We start from the raw sequence: 17,004 nt of genomic DNA on the forward strand, positions 1-17,004 counted from the left end.
CGTCCTTCACGCTCTTCCTGGAGGACGGCCGCGTGGCCATCGACAACAACCCGGCCGAGCGCGCGATCAAGCCGGTGGTGATTGGTCGGAAGAATTGGCTCTTCGCCGGGGCTGATGCCGGGGGAGAGACCCTCGCGGAGGCCATGACGATCATCGAGAGCGCTAAGCTCAGCGGTCTCGATCCTGAAGGCTACCTGGCCGACATCCTGGCCCGCATCGGCGATCACAAGATCAACCGCCTCGACGAGCTGTTGCCGTGGAACTGGGCGCCGATCGCTCAGGAGGCCAAGGCCGTCGCCTGATCTGCGGTCCTTACCGGCCGGTTACCGTGTATTCCACGTCAGCCTGAGCCATCTGGTCACCGACTGCGACCTCACGGTGCATGCCGGATTCGTAGTGGCCAGGGATCAGGCACGCCGCTTCGAACGTACCAGAATTTGCGAAAGTCCACACAACCTCGCCCGAGGCGCCCGCATCGAGACGAATACGGTTCGGATCGTCATGTTCCATGTCCATCTTGGCCATTTCGATCTTATGCTCGGCATTACGCTCTACCGTGTCGAGGACGAATTCATGCTCCAGCTCACCCTTGTTGGTGATGTTGAAGCGGATGGTTTCGCCCTCCTTGATATCCATCGGCTCACTCTCGATCAGCATCTGGCCCTCATCGTTTTCGAGCAAAGTGACGTCGATTGTACGATCCACCTTGGCGGCGTCACCCGGCATGCCGACCATCATTGCGGCTGGCTTGGTCTCCCCATGTCCGCCGTCGTGTGTACCTGCAGCAAAGGCCGGTGCGGATAGCGCGATCGCGAAGCTTGTCGTCAAAAGAAGATTTCTCATTTTATTGTCCTGTAGGTTGGTTTGGTTGGAGATGACGAAGGGCCGCTCAGCCCTTCGAGGTTGGTTTCGGCGTGAGAATGGTCTTGGGGCTGTTGTTGGAGGCAAAGTCGGGTAATTCGCCGGTCCATTCGTAGGCCATCTCGCCCGGAGGATTCTCGTACCAGCCGGGATCGGAGTAATCGTCCGCGTCGATGCCGTCCCGCACCTTCACGACCGAAAACATGCCGCCCATCTCGATGGGTCCGTACGGACCCCAGCCCGTCATCATCGGGATGGTATTGTCGGGAAGCGGCATTTCCATTTTTGCCATGTCCCCCATGCCGGACATGCCCATGGGCATGTATTCCGGCTGGAATTGACGGATCTTCTGGGTTAGCGGCTTCTTGTTCACCCCGATGAACGTCGGCACGTCATGGCCCATGGCGTTCATCGTATGGTGCGATTTGTGGCAATGGATCGCCCAATCTCCCAGATGATCGGCGACGAATTCGTAGGCGCGCATCGCACCTACGGGAATGTCGATGCTCACCTCCGGCCACTGTGCTTCAGGCGGCACCCAGCCGCCATCCGTGCATGTGACCTTGAAGTCATAGCCGTGCATATGGATCGGGTGGTTCGTCATCGTAAGGTTCCCAACCCGCACTCGCACCCGGTCGCCCTTGTTCACGACCAGCGGATCGATGTCGGGGAAGATCCGGCTGTTCCAGGTCCAAAGGTTGAAATCCGTCATCGTCATGATGCGGGGTACATAGGTCCCTGGATCGATGTCGAAAGCGTTCAGCATGATCAGGAAATCACGATCCACCGGCATGAATGTAGGATCCTTGGGGTGGACAACGAACATGCCCATCATCCCCATCGCCATCTGGGTCATTTCATCGCCGTGGGGGTGGTACATGAACGTCCCGGACTTCACCAAGTCGAATTCATAGACGAAGGTTTTGCCCGGTGGGATGCTGGGATGGCTCAACCCGGAGACCCCATCCATGCCCGAGGGGAGAATCAGCCCGTGCCAATGTACCGTTGTGCCTTCCGGCAGCTTATTGGTGACGTAGATGCGCACCCTGTCGCCTTCGACAGCTTCGATCGTCGGGCCGGTGGATTGGCCGTTGTAGCCCCACAAATGCGCGATCATGCCATCGGCCAGCTCGCGTTCTACCGGTTCGGCCACGAGGTGAAATTCTTTCACCCCGTTGTTCATCCGGTGCGGCAGGGTCCACCCGTTCAATGTGACCACAGGTGTGTAGTCCGGCCCGGAATTGGGACGCGCCGTGATCGCCGTAGCCGCACTGTCCATCTGCGCGGCTTCGGGCAAACCCATGTTCAGGGTTTGACCCCAGGCTTTCGAAGAGACCAGCGTTGCACCTGCCGCGCCGGCTCCGAGTAATTGACGTCTGTTCAACATGTCAGTTCCTTTCAGTGTCCTGCGCCGCCACCGGCGGCAAGTGTCGCGCCTTCTCCACCAGCACCACCGCCGTCGCCACCGCCATAGATCGCAGCGGTCAGATCAGCCTGTGCCATGTAGAATTCGCGTTTTGCGTTTGCCGCTTCCAGCGATGCGCCAAGTTTTTCGCGCACATCTGTCAGCAGCTCGAAAGTGTTGGTGATCATGCCGTTATAAGACAGCAGCCCTTCTTCTTCGACGGTCGTGCGTAGAGGCACAAGAACGTCGCGATAGTGGCGGGCGATCTTATATGCGGCGTGATAGGAGGCTTCAGCGCCACGCGCTTCGGACCTGACATTGACAGCTCTCTCTGCCAGCACGTTGGCTGCTTGCAGGTAAGACAATTCCGCCTTGCGCATCCGGGCCTTGCCGGTGTCGTAGATCGGGATTGCGAACTCCACCTCCACCTGAGGGGTGGTTACGGTCTCCGTTTCTCCGTCCTCAACCTCCCGCTCCGCTTCGAACCCGGCAATGAATTCGAGATCGCTGATAATGCGAGTCTGATCAGTCAGACCAAACGCTTTGGCCTGTGCTTCCAGGCCAAGTTTGGCAACGCGCAGATCAACCCGATTTCGCAATGCTTTCGCTTCGATGTCAGTCACACGGCCGACGGAACGCGGCAGCGCAGGAAGGGCATCGGGCACATAATAGTCGACTTCGGTGCCCCACAGCCCCATGAGCCTGGTCAGCTGCTCCTTGGACCGGGTAGCATTCAGGCGTGCCTGGGCAAGTTGTCCGGCGAGTTCGGCGTTGAAGGCCTGTTCACGGGCCTGCCCGGCTTTGTTCAGCGCGCCGGTCTCGCCAAGCCTCATCGCCAATTCCGATCCGGCGTCAGAGGTCGCTTTCGCACGGCGCAGATAGCTCACGGCCTCGAAGGCAGCTACGGCATCGACCCATGCCTTCCGCGTCTGATTGGCCAGTGCGAGTGTTTCGTTCACGGCGCTCAGTTGAGCCTGCCGGAAGTTTGCGTCTGCAATGGCCGTACGCTGCTTGCGAGTGGTGGCATCGAGCACATTCGACCGTATCAGTCCCTCGATCGCCCTGTAGGCACCTAGTTCGGGCGCACCGATGCCCAGTACACCGATCGCGACGATCGGGTTTTCCGGGGTCGATTGCTGCCAGGCCTCAGCGGCGGATAGGCCGACATTCGCATATGACGCCTGCAAACCCTTGTTGTTCAGAAGCGCGACCTGAACGGCGGTGTCCGCCGAAATGGTCTTGCGGTGCACCATTGCGTGCACCTGCTTCTTCAAGGCCTCGTTTTCGGCCTGGGTTTCGGCGAAGGCTGTCCGTTTGCCGATGGCTGGTGTGACCTGGCTGGAAATGTTGGCGAAGCCAGCTTTTGGTTCCGTGTAGATGCCCGGTACAGCTGCAGCACAGGCACCCAAGATTAGCGGAAAGCCGAAAACCAGCGGAAACTTCGATACCCGCATCAGTTGCCCTCCGTCTGTTCTTGATTGACGGAACGCCAGTCGCGGGGACCTGTGGGGCCGCGGTAGGTGTAGCCCGCCAAGGGGTCCTGATAGCTGATCAGCGATGAAACTGCCGTGTTGGCGACGGCCTGTTGGGTCGCGACGGACGGCAACGGGGTGGGCTCATAGGCGCATGCGCCAAGCCCGAGGGCCGAAGCCCCCATAAGTAGATGAATTTTCATGAACGTAACCTGATTGATGAACGTTGTCTCACGCAGACTCTGCGCAAGGCTCACACCCGTTTTGGGCGTCGGTTCAGATCAGGAATCGAGGGGGCCGCAGGAACCCTGCTGTTTCCACCGAATACGTTTGACCGTCGAGAATGACATATTCACTTGTACCAACCGGCTCTGCTTCGATCTTGGTGTCTTCGAGGAAGACGACAGAAATACAGATACCGTTGCAACACTCTTGGGATTGTTGCTCTTTGCCATCCTTGTCGGACGCTGCGATGTCGCTTGCGACCCTAAGCTTCTCATGCGCGTGATGCGCATCGCTTCCGGTGTCATGAGTCATGGCGGCACCAACGACAACAATAGACTTGGCTTGATGTCCGTCATGCATGCCGGACGCCGCGTGAGCGGCAGAAGGTGGTGACAATACCAATGCCAGCGCAAACGCAATGCACGTAAACGCCCTTGACCAGCTTGATATGAAAACTCGAAAGCTCATGCCGCGAACATCGGATACCCATGCAGTACAGTCAATCCGTCCTGCGCAGGAAGGTTCGTCGCTTTTTTTGAAACCGGCGAGTTTTGGCCGCTGCTGTCAGAGAATGTTGCATATCAGCGACATAGAGAGAGCCGCTATTTCCGTTCAGCAGAGCGTTGCTGACGCATCTTGGCTACTGAACCTCTGCCAGCTTCTCAGACCTGTAGCCCGCATCGCGGATCGCTGCGGCCAATGCAGTTTCACCCAGGGTGCTGTTGACGTCGACGATACGTGCAGTCAGATCGCACGAAACCGTTGCATCCGGGTCGGCAGCCATGATGGCCTTTTGGATAGAAGCGGTACAATGGCCGCAACTCATGTTCGGTACGCTGAATCTGAACATCGCAGTCTCCTTTGAAGACATGCATGTAAGGCGTTCCTGCATGGGAAGGTCAATGGCCAGAATTTTACTCAACATGGCTGTTGACCTTCCAGTAACTGGAGGCCCTATCTATAGGAGGATCAGATCAAGGAGATTCTCATGTCGGATCCGCGCACCCTTCAGCTTTCGCTGCAAAACATGTCCTGCGCTTCCTGCGTCGGGCGCGTGGAACGTGGCCTCACGGCTCTGCCGGGGGTCAGCAATGTCCGCGTCAATCTCGCCAACGAGACCGCCCAGGCGCAGATCGACGCACCGGAGCGCATTGCCGAAATTGCGACAACCCTTGATGAGATCGGGTATCCGGCCCGTACCCGAAGCGTTCGTCTGAACATCGCATCCATGTCCTGTGCTTCGTGCGTCGGTCGGGTGGACAAGGCTCTGGCAGTGCTGCCGGGCGTGCTGGACGTGAACGTCAACCTGGCATCGGAAACCGCTACGGTCACCTACCTGGAGGGCGCGGTCGCGGTTGCCGACCTCATCAAGGCGGCCAGCGACGCGGGTTACCCCGCCACGCAGGCCGAAGACAGTTCATCGCAAGACGCAGGAGCCCGCAAGAACGAAGAAGCGCGGGATCTGGCGCGCCGGACAGTCGTGGCGGCGACCCTCGCCCTGCCGGTGTTCCTGCTCGAGATGGGCGCACATCTGATCCCCGGCATGCACGGTCTGATCGGCGACACCATTGGCCATCGGGCCAGCTGGATGATCCAGTTCGTGTTGACCACGGCTGTCCTGTTTGGGCCGGGACGTACGTTTTACACACGCGGTTTCCCGGCATTTTTAAAAGGCGCGCCGGACATGAACAGTCTTGTCGCGGTTGGCACATCGGCGGCCTATATCTATTCGCTCGTGGCGCTTTTCGCACCGACGCTGCTGCCCGCGGGATCGCGCGCGGTCTATTTCGAGGCGGCGGCAGTCATCGTGGTGCTGATCCTTCTGGGCCGCTGGCTGGAGGCCCGCGCGAAGGGCCGGACCGGGGTTGCGATACAGAAACTGCTCGGCCTTCAGGCCAAGACAGCCCGTGTGCTGGTTGACGGCGAGCCGCAGGATGTGGCCATCGACCGCATCGTCGCGGGCGACATTCTGATCGTGCGCCCCGGCGAGCGGATTGCAGTGGATGGCGAACTGACCGAAGGCAGTGCCCGTGTCGACGAGAGCATGATCACCGGCGAACCGGTGCCGGTCGCCAAATCCGTGGGCGATCCCGTCACCGGCGGCACCGTCAACGGCAGCGGTGCCTTCCACTTCCGCGCGACGCGTGTGGGTGCCGACACGACACTGGCCCAGATCATCCGGATGGTCGAAGAGGCACAGGGCGCCAAGCTGCCGATCCAGGGCCTGGTGGACCGGATCACGCTCTGGTTCGTGCCCGCGGTCATGGCATTGGCGCTGTTGACGGTGATTGTCTGGCTGTTGGTCGGTCCTTCGCCCGCGCTGTCCTTTGCGCTGGTGGCCGGCGTCTCCGTGCTGATCATCGCCTGCCCCTGCGCGATGGGGCTCGCCACGCCGACGTCGATCATGGTCGGCACGGGACGTGCCGCCGAGATGGGCGTGCTCTTTCGCAAGGGCGATGCCTTGCAACAGCTATCCAGCGTGGATGTTGTGGCGCTGGACAAGACCGGAACGGTTACCCAGGGCCGCCCGGAACTGACCGATCTCGTGCTTGCGGACGGCTTTGACCGCGCCGAGGTGCTGGCATTGGTCGCCGCTGTCGAGGCGCAATCGGAACACCCGATCGCCGAGGCAATCGTGCGCGCGGCAAAGGTCGAGGGCGTCGCGCGGCATGACGTCATGGATTTCGCATCCATCACCGGCTACGGCGTGCGGGCCAGGGTGGCGGGCCGCGAGGTGCTTGTCGGGGCCGACCGCCTGATGACCCGCGAGGGGCTGAAGATCGGCGACCTGGCCGACGAGGAGCGCCGACTGGCCGAACAGGGCCGCACCGCACTTTTCGCGGCAATCGACGGTCGTGTCGCCGCCGTCATCGCGGTAGCCGATCCGGTGAAGCCGTCCAGCGCCGCTGCAATCCGCGCCTTGCACGCACAGGGACTGAAGGTGGCCATGATCACCGGTGACAAGCGCGAAACGGCAGAGGCTATCGCCCGCGAAACCGGGATAGACCATGTGATCGCGGGCGTTCTGCCCGACGGCAAGGTGGCGGCGCTGGACGATCTGCGGGGCACCGGCCAGCGCATCGCGTTCGTTGGCGACGGGATCAACGACGCACCCGCGCTCGCCCATTCGGACGTGGGTATCGCTATCGGCACCGGCACCGACGTGGCCATCGAATCCGCAGATGTGGTGCTGATGTCCGGCGATCTGCGCGGCGTCGTGAACGCCCTCGAGGTGTCGCGGAGCACCATGCGCAACATCCGCCAGAACCTTTTCTGGGCATTTGGATACAACGTCGCCCTGATCCCGGTTGCGGCGGGCGTGCTTTATCCGGTGTCAGGACTTCTGCTCTCACCTGTTCTGGCAGCAGGTGCGATGGCGCTCAGCTCTGTCTTCGTGCTGACGAATGCGCTGCGGCTGCGCCGCGTGCGCCCGGCGATGGACGAAACGGCGCGCCCCGTCTCCGAAGCCTCGGCATCCCCGATTCCAGCTGAATGAACTCAAGGAGGAAACGATTATGAACATCGGAGATGTGGCCGACCTTTCCGGCCTTCCCGCCAAAACGATCCGCTACTACGAAGACATCGGTCTTGTCGAACCGCTGCGCAGTTCAAATGGCTATCGCAGCTTTCGGCAAAGCGACGTGCACAAGCTGGCCTTTCTCGCCCGGGCACGGGCCCTTGGGTTCACCATCGAGGATTGCCGGAGCCTGCTGAAGCTTTATGCCGATACTGACCGCGCCAGTGCCGAGGTGAAGCAGATTGCCGAAGAGCATCTTGATCGGATTGACAGCAAGATCGCTGAACTAACCGAAATGCGCGCGACGCTGTCGCATCTTGTGGATGCATGCGCGGGTGATCACCGCCCCGATTGCCCCATCTTGGCCGATCTGGCGATGGAACAAAAGGCGGGCAGTATCAGCAAGGCGTCCGGATAGCTCTGACGTCTGCAAAAGCCGAACTTTCCCGAAAACTACGGAACATTCCAGCGCAGCAATGTTGTTCCTTCTATAGGACATCAATTTTTCGAGACTGGAGGTTTCCAATGACATACATACGCTTTTTCGCGATGATCGCCACATCCACGGTGGTGATGTTCATCCTAATGTATCTCAACACCTATCTGCTGAGCCATATCTTCTGGTCCGAAACACGCGCCTATATGGCCGTGCTGATGGGGGCCACAATGTCGATCATCATGCTGGGCTTCATGCTGTCGATGTACTCCAGCAAGGCGATCAACGCTGCCATCTTCATTGGCGGCGCTGTGGTGTTTGCCGGATCCCTCTGGTTGGTCCGGAGCCAGGTAACCGTTGGCGATACCAGCTACATGCGCGCGATGATCCCGCACCATTCGATCGCGATCATGACGTCGAGCCGCGCCAACATTTCTGACCCGCGGGTGCGCAAACTGGCTGACGAGATCATCTTTGCCCAGGACAAGGAAATCGCCGAGATGCGGTATCTGGTGAATGACATCGACGCGAATGGTGACGCGGCCGATGAGAGCCCGGATGGTCCGGCCCGCATCGTCGATCTGAACGAGGCGCTCTCATCCGCCGAAATCGCTATCCTCGATCTGGAATTCCTGACCGGCGACGAGATCGCGCAGCTTTTCCCGGATGGGGCCATCTGCACCTTCAAGTATACCGCGACCAGCAAACCTGTGCTTGCCGCAGGACAGATCGATGGCGCCCCGGCGGCGCTGGCAAAGATCAGCGGCGATCTGGTGCGTCTTGGTTCAACCGACGGAACCGGCACCCTGCGCACCGAAGGAATGTCCGTGGCCCTCAGTGCGCCGGACGGGGCTGCGGCGCTGGAAAACAGTGGTGAAGTGCAGGACGCCAACCTCGTGCTCGAGCTCGATGCCGGCCTGCGGGCAGGCTATCGCGGCTATTATGGCTGCGACGCCTGAACCCTGAAACGGAGGATATGACCTGCCAAGAGACACAACCCAGACAGCCAAGCTTTACCGGATGGTGATGCCCGACCACCTCTGTCCCTATGGGCTCAAATCCAAGGACCTGCTGGAGCGCAAGGGTTTTGAAGTCAAGGATCACCCTTTGACCACGCGTGAGGAAACCGACGCGTTCATGGAAGAGCACGGCGTCGAAACCACCCCGCAAACCTGGATCGGCGACGAGCGGATCGGCGGATATGACGACCTTCGGGTCCATTTCGGCATGGATGCGCCCGAAGACGAACGCTCGGACACATCCTATCAGCCGGTGATTGCGATCTTTGCCGTCGCGTTCCTGATGGCGCTCGGTTTGTCGTGGTACAGCTTCGAGACCATTATTACCCTGCGCGCCCTGGAATGGTTCATTTCCATCTCGATGTGCTTTCTGGCCGTACAAAAACTTCAGGATGTCGAAAGCTTTTCGACCATGTTCCTGAACTACGACCTGCTGGCGCGTCGGTGGGTGCGATATGGCAAGATCTATCCGTTCGGAGAGGCGTTCGCAGGCATCCTCATGGTCGCCGGGGCGCTGACCTGGCTTTCGGCACCGGTGGCCCTGTTCATCGGCACTGTTGGCGCAGTATCGGTTTTCAAGGCGGTCTATATCGACAAGCGTGAATTGAAATGCGCCTGTGTCGGCGGTGACAGCAATGTGCCGCTTGGCTTTGTCTCGCTCACGGAGAACCTGATGATGATGGTCATGGGGATTTGGATGCCGATCAGGGTCTATCTGATCGGCTGAAAGGCGGGTGCCTTTTTCACATCCCTCAGACCCGTTCTCCCGACAGGTGCGCAGGTCAGACAGCACTGCGAAAAAGGTCAAGCTGAATGGACCAGATAGTCGAAGCATTCACGACCGGGGCGGGCATGCTCTGGAAGGCGCTCTGGGCGCTGATCTTCGGCTATATCATCTCCGCAGGCATCCAAATCTTCGTGACACGGGATCAGATGGCGCGTGTTCTGGGTGATCGTGGTGCCAGGAAGCCAAGCATTGCCGGCTCCTTTGGTTTCGTGTCGTCGTCCTGTTCCTTCGCGGCTCTTGCCGCGTCGCGTTCGATCCTCGTGAAAGGTGCGCATCCGGTCAATTCGATCGCCTTCCTGATTTCATCGACAAATCTGGTGATCGAGCTTGGAATCGTCCTTCTGGTCCTGCTGGGCTGGAAATTCATGGTGGCGAATTTCCTGCTTGGCATCCTGATGACGATCTACGCCTATGCCCTCTCCCTGATGTGGCTTCCAAGGTCGTTTGTCGAAAGCGAAAAAGAGCATGCGGAGAAGGCCCAGTCCGACGAAGGTATGGACACCGACCAGACCATGAAGGGATCGTTCCGCGACAAACTGCTGTCCCGCGAAGGATGGGACCGGATCGCCCGCGTTTTCTTCATGGAATGGAAGATGGTCTGGAAGGAGATCCTCTTCGGCTTCACGGTCGCGGGATTCATTTCCGTCTTTGTGCCGCAGAGCTTCTGGAACGCGATCTTCCTGGTCGCAGATGGCGGTGCGCAGGACGCGCCGGGCTTCCTGATCGTTCTCGAAAACGCGCTGGTGGCACCGGTCGTCGCTTTCTTCACCTTCATCGGGTCGATGGGCAATGTCCCCCTGGCCGCGATGCTCTGGTCGCGTGATGCGTCGTTCGGAGGCGTGATCGCCTTTCTCGGAGCCGATCTTGTTGCTGCCACGGTGATATGGGTGCACGCAAAGTATTATGGCTGGCAGTATGCGCTCTATCTTTCAGGCTTGCTGTACCTGTGCATGGTCGCTGCGGGAATTACGGTGCATTACCTGTTTGCTCTCGTAGGGATGATCCCGACCGAGCGGCCCTCGCTTCAGGAAATGGTCCGGTTCAGCATCGACTACACGTTCTTCCTCAACCTGATATTTCTCGTCATCGGGGCAATACTGATCTGGCTTCACCTCAGAAACGCCAAGGAAAATTAACCGATTGAAGCCAGGAATGGGAAGGTTCCCAGAAGCCAGTAGGCAAACCGGGACAATTGGCCGGTCATGATGGCAACGCCCATGATGATCATGGCGACGCCTGCGCCCTTGTAGAGCCAGCGACCGGCCTTGCCGATCTGTCTGACCCGCGCGGCGATGGCGTCGGTGAACAGCGCGGCCAGCAGGAACGGCACGCCTAGCCCGGCGGAATAGATCGACAGCAGCCAAATGCCGTCCGACATGCCGCCGGAAGTCGAACTGAGTGTCAGGATCGCGCCAAGGATCGGTCCGATGCACGGCGTCCATCCAAACGCGAAGGCCAAGCCCAGGACGTAGGCTCCGAGCGGGCGACCCCCCGGAATGTCGAGTGTGAAGCGGGTGTCACGCGAGAACGCTTCCAGACGGAAGGCACCCAGCATGACCAGTCCGAACAGGATGATGATCGCCCCGCCCAGATAGTTGAGCTCAGTGCGCCAGGACAGAAGCAGCGACCCGAGCGCGCTGGCCCCGGCACCCAACGCGACAAAGACCGTGGAAAATCCCAAAACGAAACAGGCGCTTAGCCCAAGTGCCCCGGCGCGTGCCCGCAGACCGACCGACCGTGTCGTGCGCAAATCCGGCTGGCCCGCAATATAGGAGACATAGCCCGGCACCAGCGGCAGGACGCAGGGCGACAGGAACGAAATGGCTCCCGCCAGAAACGCCGCGACGATGCCGATGCCGGAAATATCCATCATGCGTTACCATGTCCGCTGAAGGGCCGTGATGCCCACCAGAAGGCAATCAGCGGGATTACGATCCATTGCAGTACCGGCGACAACCCTGCATCGAGGACCGGAATGATCGGCATCAGGTCCGAATAGGCCCAAGCCGCGCGGATCACGATGTTGAGCCATTCACTGAACAGCGTATATCCCAAACCGAACAATATTGTCAGGACGGTCACCGATCGTCGTGTCGGCGCCACGAAGGGCCAGCCGCGGCCGGTCAGCATCAAGGCAAGCATCAGCGCGCTCATGGCAATCAGGATGTCGCCACCCGTGCAATGAACCGCGGCGAAGGCGATCTCACCCCAGGTGCCCTCGTTCCAGATCGTGTAGAGCGGCATGTGGGCGAACTCCCAGATCAGATTAGCCGGGATGATCACCGAAAAATATCGACGGAGTGCTGTCAGGGAAATTCTATCCGGCGCGGACTGCATGACGCCAATCGCAGCATTACTCATTGAAACGCCCCCGTCAGCCGGTCCCACCAACCGCGTTCCCGGCGTCGGTGCTGGGCATTGTTGATCAACTCGCTGACATAGAGGATCAGGTTCACATTCTTGAATTCCATGCCATGGAACTTTGCGGCAAACCGCCCCCCGATATCCACGACATGGGTGACCGCACCGTGCATCATCATGTCGCTGTCGTCCGCTATCGTGAACTCCAGCCCGTAGTTCCGCGCCAGAAGGCGCGTTGCGTCGTCAGCCTGATCAGGCCGTTTGGTCAGAATGACCCAGTTGGTCGGATCGAACCGATGCCGGTCCCCGTACCCGCGCAGAACGTCAGGCGTGTCATTCACGGGATCGGTTGTGATCGAGATGAATTGCACCAGATCCCTCATCGGCCCGTCGTTGATCGAAGCCTGGACCGCCGCGATCTTTTCCGCATGGAGCGGGCAGATGTCCGGGCAGTTGGCGTAGATGAAATGCAGGATGACGACCTTGTCGCTGAAATCCGCCAAGCGCACAGGATTGCCCTCCGCATCCTGCAACTCGAAATCCGGGGCCTGTGCTGCGTCGATGGCCTGGAAGTATGGCTCCATCTCGAACATCCGCGCATCCAGATTTTCACCCGGATGATCGGCGGAGGCCGGAAAGGAGATCGTGGCCGCAAATGTCGCCAAGGCGGCGCGCCGGGTCAGATAGACAATCAACTGCATCACCTTTCGGATTGATGGGGCTTGCCACCACCCGCATCGTCGCATTTCCCGCCAGACCCGCCCTTCATGCACAGACCAAGCCCGCACATCGCGGCACAGGGTGCCAGCGAAACCAAGACAGGCGCGAGACCGATCGCGGTGAGCCATCCCCAGTTCAGCGCCATGCCGCCGCCCATAACGGTTGCCGCACCGACGAACAGCAGTCGTCTGCGCGTCAACCACCGGGGCCAATTGCCTGCGCTTTCGATGTCGGCGGCACCCGCATCGTTGGAAGATGATATGTCGGTCATCCGGAAAATCCTTCTGACGTTTGAGTACTGGTCATTCTGATAACTGGGCGGTCAAGGGCGGGCGGCGCTCTTTCAGGGGCGCTTATTCGATAAAGCCTCGCAAGAAGGAGACCATCTCGGGATCATCCCATTCGGCCGGGCCGACCAGTCTCCCAAGCTCCCGCCCCTGCGCGTCGATCAGGATCGTTGTCGGCAGACCGACGGTGCGCAGCGCGGTCATCGACAGCATGGTCTTGTCGACATACATCTTGAGATTGTTGACACCGATCTCGTCGTAGAACCGCCGCACGACGGGCGACCCGGCCCTGTCGATGGACAGGGCGACGACCTCGAAACGGTCGCCGCCAAGTTCCGCCTGAAGTGCATCCAGCGTCGGCATCTCTTCCCGGCAGGGGACGCACCAGGTTGCCCAAACGTTCACGAGGATCACCTTGCCACGAAAATCCTCCATGTCCCCACGGCTGCCGTCCTCGGTCTCGAAGCGCACATTGATCACCGGCTGCGGCGTGTCGTGCAGTGCGAAGCCTTGCGGCCCGGCAAACGCCGTGCCGACGGACAATGCCCAGACGAGCAGCGCCGTTTTGAGATATTTCATGGCGTTGGCTCCTTGCCAGCTTGGGTTTTCAGATCACGGACGATCGGCAAAAGGGTTTCCTCCAGAATCGCTCGCGTGATGGGGCCGACATGGCGGTAGGCAATGGTGCCGTCGGACGTGATGACATAGGTTTCGGGCACGCCGTAAACGCCCCATTCGATGCCAGCACGTCCGTCGATGTCGGCCCCGATGCGCGCGTAGGGATCGCCCAATTCGTCGAGCCAGGCGCGCGCCTGCTCGGGTGGGTCCTTGTAGTTGATCCCGTAGAGCGGCACCTCACCGGTGGCGCTCAGCTCCATGAACAGCGGGTGTTCGGCCCGACAGGGCACACACCACGAGGCAAAGACGTTCACCAGCGAGACATGGCCGATCAGGTCCTGCGTCGAAAGACCTTCCTCGCGGCGGAGCACCGGAGCAAGCGCAAACTCCGGCACAGGTTTGTCGAGAAGCGCCGATGGCAAGTCGTCGCCGCCCCTGAAAAGCCCCCAGCCGAACAAGACCATGAGGGCAAAAGCTATCAGCGGCACCAGCACAAACCCGGAGATCCTGCGCCGCGGTACGGGGTCGATTTTGCTGACGACCTCTTGCGTCATGGCTGCACCTGCTCATCCGCAAGGGTACGGCTTTCCTGCGAAGCGCGGATCCGATCGGGCCATGTGCTCTTGATGTAATCGATGATCGCCGTGATCTCTTCATCCGTCAGCACCTCCTTGAAACCGGGCATGTCGCTTTCATAGCCATTCCCGACAATCGCCGCCGTTCCGCGCTTCACGATGTCCAAAAGCACGCGGTCCGTATGGTGCCAAGTATGGCCCGAGGCGTCATGCGGCGGGGCAGGCAACCGGCCGTTCGGCAATCTGGAGCGCCAATCGGGCTGCCCCTCCAGGTTTGCGCCATGGCAACTGGCGCAATTCTCCTGATAAAGGCGTTCGCCCGCGAGCGAGTCATCCTGCGCCGAAACGGGCAAGACCGTTGCAGCCAGCAAAAGTGCTGCGAGCCTAATGGTAATTTTCATGTCGCTTGTGCCTTCTTCTGGCTATCCAAATACAACGAGAGTGCGACTATCGATGCCACGACAAGCAGGACGGACGCCCCCAGACCAATCCCCATCGACAACAGGCCGTCGCCGTTGCTGTCGCCCTCATTCCGCATCTTGGCGCATTTCTATTTTCCGCTGTCCGAGCGGATGTATTTGACCAAGGCGATTGCCGCGAGCACCAGCACCGCCACGATGAGTAACCAAACCAGTCCCATCGCGATCATCATGCCGCCACCCATCATTCCACCATCCATCATCATGCACTTCATCCTTTGTTTTCCCTTGAAACCGGTCAGGCACGGGATCGCACCAGACCGCGCAATTGATCATTCGACCGCATAGACGGTCGGGTTCACACCTTCTTCGACGGTGTAAATCTTGAACGGTTCCTGCTTCGCACCCCCCATACCCGGCGATCCCAACGGCATGCCGGGAAGTGTCAGGCCGACAATGTCCGGGCGCTCATCAAGCAACTTGTTGACGACATTGACCGGCACATGACCGCTGACGACGTAGTCTTCCAGAAAGGTCGTATGGCAGCCCTGAAAATCGTCCGGGATACCTGCATCACGGCTGATCTGAGCCAGATCGTGGGTCGGCTTCACCTCGACTGTGAAGCCATTCTCGCGCAGGTAGTCCGCATAGCTCTCGCAGCATCCGCATTGCGGGTTCTTGTAGAGCGTGGCCTCTTGCGCTGCGGCAGGCGCGGCATTCAGGCTCATTGCAAGTATAGCGGCAGCACCTGCGGTGCCAAGATTGGCAAGTCCAATTAGTTTCTTCATCGGTTCTTTCCTTTCGTGGTGATCGTTACGTGAGATTGTTTCAGGTTTTGGTCGTGCCAGGATCGACACGTATGATGCCCATCATGCCGGCCGCCTGGTGCTCCAGGATGTGACAATGGAACATCCAGTCTCCCGGATTGTCCGCCACGAAGGCGATCTCGACCCGTTCCTCGGGCGCCATCAGGACGGTGTCCTGCCATTCGCGGTGCCGTGTCGGTTGCCCGTTCCGTGTGATCACACGGAACGAATGTCCATGAAAATGCATCGGGTGATGCCACGCGGTGCGATTGTCCATCTGCAGCACATGCGACGTGCCCTGCGGCAGGACCAGCAAGGGATCCATCATGTGCCCCGTTGCTGCTTTGCCGTTGATGAACCACATGTTGCCTTCGCGCATCTGCTCCATCATGGACCCCATGCCGCCGCCCATCATCATCTGCCCCATCATGCCGCCGTTGAAGACGATCTGATGCCGCGCAGCCGACGCCATATCCGGTTCGGCCAGCGGGTTGGGCGACAGGTCCATCGACCAATCCGGCACACTGTCCCGCAGCCTGTCAGGCCCGTAGGCGAGATCGACCAGACGGTATTCCAGATCCCTGTAGAAGACATCGGTGACGGTCACGCTCTCTCCGGGCTTGCCGGTCATGTCGATCACCAGATCGACACGCATGGCCGGGCCGACCACCACGGCGTCACTGTCTGGTGCATGAGGTGCCACGGGTTGACCGTCCAGAGCGACCACGACCGGCGCAAGCCCCCCGAAATCCAGCCCGAATATCCGGGCATTGGCTGCGTTGACCAACCTCAGGCGGATGCGTTCTCCGGATCGCACGGCGATGCGGTCCGGTATCTGGCCGTTGATGGTCACGGAATTGCCGATACGCCCGCCGTGCGCGGCGTCGTGCCGACTTCCGAAATCTGTCGCAATCTGTCCGTCGCCGGTCATCCGCCAGTCATCGAGCATCCAGGTCAGATCGCGATCTACGCGGATCGGGTTTGCTTCCTCGACGATCAGCGGCCCGTAAAGCCCGCGTCCGACCTGTTCGGAACTGCGTTGGTGCGGGTGATACCAGAACGTGCCAGCATCCAGTGCATCGAATTCATAGAGAAAATCGCCACCGACGGGGATCGGGTCCTGTGTTAGGAACGGCACACCATCCATCGCATTGGGTGTGCGAATGCCATGCCAGTGGACCGTCGTCCCCTCATTTAGCCCATTCCGGGCCAGAACCCGAATTCGGTCTCCCTGCCGCACCCGGATCTCGGGGCCGGGGAGGGATCCATTGTAGCTCCAGACGTCGGTAGAGCCGTAGGGTGCCGGTCGCAGGGCGGCTTGTCCGGCCGCAGCGCGTAGCAAGAATGGGTCCTCTGTCGGACCTGCCATCGCTACTCGAGCCGGTGACAGAGCGGATATGGCCGTGAAAGCGGCACCGGTGCGCAGCACGTGCCGTCGTGAAATCAGTCTGTTGAGGGTCATCACTTCTGCCTTGATCTGAAGGGGTCGCGCTCAG

General features: G+C 60.0%; 21 protein-coding genes and 1 pseudogene. 6 read left to right on the plus strand and 16 right to left on the minus strand.

What is annotated here, in order from left to right; all coding sequences use genetic code 11:
• The coding region (locus ATI53_RS06735; RefSeq protein ID WP_146609892.1) for an IS66 family transposase at positions 1-302 on the plus strand (302 nt) is incomplete at its 5' end.
• 25 nt (positions 303-327) lie between these two features.
• On the opposite strand, the pseudogene ATI53_RS06740 reads toward ATI53_RS06735, so the two are convergent.
• The 6 genes and pseudogenes from ATI53_RS06740 to ATI53_RS06765 form a co-directional block, all read right to left on the minus strand.
• Positions 328-843: pseudogene (locus ATI53_RS06740) on the minus strand (cupredoxin domain-containing protein); the annotation flags it as partial.
• A gap of 46 nt (positions 844-889) precedes the next feature.
• On the minus strand, positions 890-2,248 hold the full coding sequence (locus ATI53_RS06745) for a multicopper oxidase family protein (RefSeq protein WP_111550018.1): 1,359 nt from the start codon (positions 2,246-2,248) through the stop codon (positions 890-892).
• A gap of 11 nt (positions 2,249-2,259) precedes the next feature.
• The gene (locus tag ATI53_RS06750) at positions 2,260-3,720 is read right to left on the minus strand and encodes a TolC family protein (protein ID WP_037929551.1); all 1,461 of its coding nucleotides are present in this window, start codon (positions 3,718-3,720) and stop codon (positions 2,260-2,262) included.
• On the minus strand, positions 3,720-3,941 hold the full coding sequence (locus tag ATI53_RS06755) for a hypothetical protein (protein WP_223865963.1): 222 nt from the start codon (positions 3,939-3,941) through the stop codon (positions 3,720-3,722). The genes ATI53_RS06750 and ATI53_RS06755 overlap by 1 nt, the downstream gene beginning before the upstream one ends.
• A 73-nt stretch (positions 3,942-4,014) precedes the next feature.
• On the minus strand, positions 4,015-4,323 hold the full coding sequence (locus ATI53_RS06760; protein ID WP_232367722.1) for a hypothetical protein: 309 nt from the start codon (positions 4,321-4,323) through the stop codon (positions 4,015-4,017).
• 280 nt (positions 4,324-4,603) lie between these two features.
• Positions 4,604-4,813, minus strand: a complete 210-nt coding sequence (locus tag ATI53_RS06765; protein WP_037929722.1) for a heavy-metal-associated domain-containing protein — start codon at positions 4,811-4,813, stop codon at positions 4,604-4,606.
• Positions 4,814-4,951: 138 nt separating this feature from the next.
• On the opposite strand from ATI53_RS06765, the gene ATI53_RS06770 reads away from it, so the two are divergent.
• The 5 genes from ATI53_RS06770 to ATI53_RS06790 all read left to right on the plus strand — a co-directional run bounded on the left by ATI53_RS06770 (position 4,952) and on the right by ATI53_RS06790 (position 10,858).
• The gene (locus ATI53_RS06770; protein ID WP_067293079.1) at positions 4,952-7,459 is read left to right on the plus strand and encodes a heavy metal translocating P-type ATPase; all 2,508 of its coding nucleotides are present in this window, start codon (positions 4,952-4,954) and stop codon (positions 7,457-7,459) included.
• Positions 7,460-7,478: 19 nt separating this feature from the next.
• Positions 7,479-7,898 (plus strand): Cu(I)-responsive transcriptional regulator, encoded by a 420-nt coding sequence (gene cueR, locus ATI53_RS06775; protein ID WP_037929540.1) that lies wholly within the window; start codon positions 7,479-7,481, stop codon positions 7,896-7,898.
• A 107-nt stretch (positions 7,899-8,005) separates the two neighbouring features.
• Positions 8,006-8,875 (plus strand): DUF305 domain-containing protein, encoded by an 870-nt coding sequence (locus ATI53_RS06780; RefSeq protein WP_037929537.1) that lies wholly within the window; start codon positions 8,006-8,008, stop codon positions 8,873-8,875.
• Between the two features lie 61 nt (positions 8,876-8,936).
• Positions 8,937-9,662, plus strand: a complete 726-nt coding sequence (locus ATI53_RS06785) for a MauE/DoxX family redox-associated membrane protein (protein ID WP_037929534.1) — start codon at positions 8,937-8,939, stop codon at positions 9,660-9,662.
• An 86-nt stretch (positions 9,663-9,748) separates the two neighbouring features.
• The gene (locus ATI53_RS06790; protein ID WP_037929531.1) at positions 9,749-10,858 is read left to right on the plus strand and encodes a permease; all 1,110 of its coding nucleotides are present in this window, start codon (positions 9,749-9,751) and stop codon (positions 10,856-10,858) included.
• Here ATI53_RS06790 and ATI53_RS06795 read toward each other — a convergent pair.
• The 10 genes from ATI53_RS06795 to ATI53_RS06835 form a co-directional block, all read right to left on the minus strand.
• The gene (locus ATI53_RS06795) at positions 10,855-11,595 is read right to left on the minus strand and encodes a cytochrome c biogenesis CcdA family protein (protein WP_037929528.1); all 741 of its coding nucleotides are present in this window, start codon (positions 11,593-11,595) and stop codon (positions 10,855-10,857) included. The genes ATI53_RS06790 and ATI53_RS06795 overlap by 4 nt on opposite strands.
• The gene (locus ATI53_RS06800; protein ID WP_081855445.1) at positions 11,592-12,083 is read right to left on the minus strand and encodes a hypothetical protein; all 492 of its coding nucleotides are present in this window, start codon (positions 12,081-12,083) and stop codon (positions 11,592-11,594) included. Before ATI53_RS06800 ends, ATI53_RS06795 begins: the two co-directional genes overlap by 4 nt.
• Positions 12,080-12,784, minus strand: coding sequence for an SCO family protein (locus ATI53_RS06805; RefSeq protein WP_037929522.1), 705 nt, complete (start codon positions 12,782-12,784; stop codon positions 12,080-12,082). Before ATI53_RS06805 ends, ATI53_RS06800 begins: the two co-directional genes overlap by 4 nt.
• Positions 12,784-13,074, minus strand: coding sequence for a hypothetical protein (locus tag ATI53_RS06810; protein WP_037929519.1), 291 nt, complete (start codon positions 13,072-13,074; stop codon positions 12,784-12,786). Before ATI53_RS06810 ends, ATI53_RS06805 begins: the two co-directional genes overlap by 1 nt.
• A gap of 82 nt (positions 13,075-13,156) precedes the next feature.
• Positions 13,157-13,669, minus strand: a complete 513-nt coding sequence (locus ATI53_RS06815) for a TlpA family protein disulfide reductase (protein WP_037929516.1) — start codon at positions 13,667-13,669, stop codon at positions 13,157-13,159.
• Positions 13,666-14,262, minus strand: coding sequence for a DsbE family thiol:disulfide interchange protein (locus ATI53_RS06820; RefSeq protein ID WP_037929514.1), 597 nt, complete (start codon positions 14,260-14,262; stop codon positions 13,666-13,668). Before ATI53_RS06820 ends, ATI53_RS06815 begins: the two co-directional genes overlap by 4 nt.
• Complete coding sequence (locus ATI53_RS06825; protein ID WP_037929512.1) at positions 14,259-14,684, minus strand: c-type cytochrome; 426 nt, start codon at positions 14,682-14,684, stop codon at positions 14,259-14,261. The genes ATI53_RS06820 and ATI53_RS06825 overlap by 4 nt, the downstream gene beginning before the upstream one ends.
• A 149-nt stretch (positions 14,685-14,833) precedes the next feature.
• Complete coding sequence (locus tag ATI53_RS24195) at positions 14,834-14,968, minus strand: hypothetical protein (RefSeq protein WP_007121580.1); 135 nt, start codon at positions 14,966-14,968, stop codon at positions 14,834-14,836.
• A gap of 66 nt (positions 14,969-15,034) precedes the next feature.
• Positions 15,035-15,490 (minus strand): DUF411 domain-containing protein, encoded by a 456-nt coding sequence (locus ATI53_RS06830; protein ID WP_037929510.1) that lies wholly within the window; start codon positions 15,488-15,490, stop codon positions 15,035-15,037.
• A gap of 40 nt (positions 15,491-15,530) precedes the next feature.
• On the minus strand, positions 15,531-16,970 hold the full coding sequence (locus tag ATI53_RS06835) for a multicopper oxidase family protein (RefSeq protein ID WP_082899302.1): 1,440 nt from the start codon (positions 16,968-16,970) through the stop codon (positions 15,531-15,533).
• Positions 16,971-17,004 lie beyond the last annotated feature (34 nt).

The sequence above is a fragment of the Salipiger aestuarii genome, from assembly GCF_003259905.1.
Classification (GTDB): domain Bacteria; phylum Pseudomonadota; class Alphaproteobacteria; order Rhodobacterales; family Rhodobacteraceae; genus Salipiger; species Salipiger aestuarii.

Excerpts from the sequence above, each read along its gene's own strand:
- ATI53_RS06745 (WP_111550018.1), bottom strand. The coding sequence starts at position 2,248 with ATGTTGAACAGACGTCAATTACTCGGAGCCGGCGCGGCAGGTGCAACG.
- ATI53_RS06750 (WP_037929551.1), bottom strand. The coding sequence starts at position 3,720 with ATGCGGGTATCGAAGTTTCCGCTGGTTTTCGGCTTTCCGCTAATCTTG.
- ATI53_RS06755 (WP_223865963.1), bottom strand. The coding sequence starts at position 3,941 with ATGAAAATTCATCTACTTATGGGGGCTTCGGCCCTCGGGCTTGGCGCA.
- ATI53_RS06760 (WP_232367722.1), bottom strand. The coding sequence starts at position 4,323 with ATGCATGACGGACATCAAGCCAAGTCTATTGTTGTCGTTGGTGCCGCC.
- ATI53_RS06765 (WP_037929722.1), bottom strand. The coding sequence starts at position 4,813 with ATGTTCAGATTCAGCGTACCGAACATGAGTTGCGGCCATTGTACCGCT.
- ATI53_RS06770 (WP_067293079.1), top strand. The coding sequence starts at position 4,952 with ATGTCGGATCCGCGCACCCTTCAGCTTTCGCTGCAAAACATGTCCTGC.
- cueR (WP_037929540.1), top strand. The coding sequence starts at position 7,479 with ATGAACATCGGAGATGTGGCCGACCTTTCCGGCCTTCCCGCCAAAACG.
- ATI53_RS06780 (WP_037929537.1), top strand. The coding sequence starts at position 8,006 with ATGACATACATACGCTTTTTCGCGATGATCGCCACATCCACGGTGGTG.
- ATI53_RS06785 (WP_037929534.1), top strand. The coding sequence starts at position 8,937 with ATGGTGATGCCCGACCACCTCTGTCCCTATGGGCTCAAATCCAAGGAC.
- ATI53_RS06790 (WP_037929531.1), top strand. The coding sequence starts at position 9,749 with ATGGACCAGATAGTCGAAGCATTCACGACCGGGGCGGGCATGCTCTGG.
- ATI53_RS06795 (WP_037929528.1), bottom strand. The coding sequence starts at position 11,595 with ATGATGGATATTTCCGGCATCGGCATCGTCGCGGCGTTTCTGGCGGGA.
- ATI53_RS06800 (WP_081855445.1), bottom strand. The coding sequence starts at position 12,083 with ATGAGTAATGCTGCGATTGGCGTCATGCAGTCCGCGCCGGATAGAATT.
- ATI53_RS06805 (WP_037929522.1), bottom strand. The coding sequence starts at position 12,784 with ATGCAGTTGATTGTCTATCTGACCCGGCGCGCCGCCTTGGCGACATTT.
- ATI53_RS06810 (WP_037929519.1), bottom strand. The coding sequence starts at position 13,074 with ATGACCGACATATCATCTTCCAACGATGCGGGTGCCGCCGACATCGAA.
- ATI53_RS06815 (WP_037929516.1), bottom strand. The coding sequence starts at position 13,669 with ATGAAATATCTCAAAACGGCGCTGCTCGTCTGGGCATTGTCCGTCGGC.
- ATI53_RS06820 (WP_037929514.1), bottom strand. The coding sequence starts at position 14,262 with ATGACGCAAGAGGTCGTCAGCAAAATCGACCCCGTACCGCGGCGCAGG.
- ATI53_RS06825 (WP_037929512.1), bottom strand. The coding sequence starts at position 14,684 with ATGAAAATTACCATTAGGCTCGCAGCACTTTTGCTGGCTGCAACGGTC.
- ATI53_RS24195 (WP_007121580.1), bottom strand. The coding sequence starts at position 14,968 with ATGATGATGGATGGTGGAATGATGGGTGGCGGCATGATGATCGCGATG.
- ATI53_RS06830 (WP_037929510.1), bottom strand. The coding sequence starts at position 15,490 with ATGAAGAAACTAATTGGACTTGCCAATCTTGGCACCGCAGGTGCTGCC.
- ATI53_RS06835 (WP_082899302.1), bottom strand. The coding sequence starts at position 16,970 with ATGACCCTCAACAGACTGATTTCACGACGGCACGTGCTGCGCACCGGT.